The sequence below is a fragment of the Amycolatopsis sp. NPDC003861 genome (genome assembly GCF_053605405.1).
On sequence record NZ_JBSGJD010000510.1, the window covers coordinates 1 to 1643 of the forward strand.

General features: G+C 68.8%; 1 protein-coding gene. It reads right to left on the reverse strand.

All coding sequences use genetic code 11. The features are described 5' to 3' along the window. Positions 1–38: 38 nt before the first annotated feature. Positions 39–1472, reverse strand: a complete 1434-nt coding sequence (locus ACWEVN_RS47850) for a M1 family metallopeptidase (protein WP_449687905.1) — start codon at positions 1470–1472, stop codon at positions 39–41. Positions 1473–1643: the final 171 nt, after the last annotated feature.

Genomic DNA, 1643 nt, shown 5'->3' on the forward strand with positions numbered 1-1643 from the left:
CCACCCTACGTCCGCAGGGTGGCCTCGACGACCGGCGCTCAGGCGGCGGGCTTGAGCCCACCCGGGTAGAGGTACTGGTCGGCGGGCTTGCCGCTGCCGTACACCCACGCGTCGAAGAAGCCCTGGAGGCTCCGGTGCGCCGCGAACTCGGTGAACCGCTGGAACTCCTGCACGCTCGCGTTCCCGTCGCGGTGCAGCGACGGCCAGGTCTTCAGGACCCAGGAAAACGCCTGCTCACCGATGTAGTTGCGCAGCGCGTGCAGCATCATCGGGCCCTTCGAGTACACGTACGTGAACTCGTTGCCCTGACCCATGTCGTAGAGCTTGCCGTTCCACAGCCGCGCCGACGCCGTCTTGACGTCGTTCGCGTACTGCGCGTTCAGGTCGACGCCCTCCTTCGCCTCGTCCCACAGCCAGGTGGCGTAGGAGGCGAAGCACTCGTTGAGGCAGACGTCGCGCCAGTGCGCGACCGCCACCGAGTCGCCGTACCACTGGTGGGCGTTCTCGTGGACGATCGTCGGGACCGTGCCCGCCCAGCCCGCCGAGTAGATCGGCCGGCTCATCGTCTCCAGCGAGAAGCCGATCTGCTCGTTGAGGAAGATGCCGCCCGCCGCGTCGATCGGGTACTTGCCGAACTTCGACTCGAGGAAGTCGAGGATCTCCGGCAGCCGGGCCTCGGCCTGCTTCGTCGAGTCGGGGACGCCGGGCGCGAACGCGCTGACGATCGGGGTCCCGTCCTTGCGCTTCTGGCGGTCGAAGGTCCACTTGTCGATCGCGACGGTCGTCATGTACGGCACGATCGGCGTCTCTTCGGCCCAGACGTGCGTGGTGCCGTTCGGCGTCTTGATCGACGGCTTCTCGCGGCCGTTGGCGATCACGCCCCACTCGTCGGGAACGGTGATCGCGAGGTGGAAGGTGGCCTTGTCGAGCGGCGTGTCGTTGACCGGGTACCAGGTCGTGGCCGACCGCGGCTCGCCGGCGACGAACGCGCCACCCGCCTGGGCGAACTGCCAGCCGTTGTTGCCGAGCGACGGATCGCTGATCGGCGCGGGCACGCCGTGGTAGGCGATCTTCACCTTGAAATGCTGACCCCGCCACAGCGCGCGCGACGGCGTGACGACCAGCTCGTGATCGCCGGTCCGGCTGAACTTCGCGTCCCGGCCGTCGACCTTGACCGAGTCGACGGTCAGGCCCTTGAAGTCCAGGTTGAACGAGCTGAGCGCCTGCGTCGCCCGCGCGGCGATGTCCTGGTTCCCGGTGAGCTGGTGCGACGCCGGGTCGTAGGTGACCTTCAGGTTGTAGTCGGCGACGTCGTAGCCACCGTTGCCGTCCTGCGGGTAGTAGCTGTCGCCGGCGCCATCGCTGCCGGGCTTCGGCGCACCCCAGCCATCGCCCGCGGCGGCGACACCGGTGCCGAGGCAGAGACTGGCGACCACGGCGGCCGCCACCACGACCGGTTTCTGTCCCCTCATGAACGCTCCTGTCCGTGTGCGGATGGGCCTCGTCGGCAACGTATCGCCACGAACGGGTGATCCGGGGAAGCGTGTCGTATTTGTCCGGATAATCAGCACTTCCGTCGGCCCGTCCTGACGTCGGCCCGCGGCCGCTCGGGCGCGGCGGGGCTTCGGGGCCGCCGCCGCCCC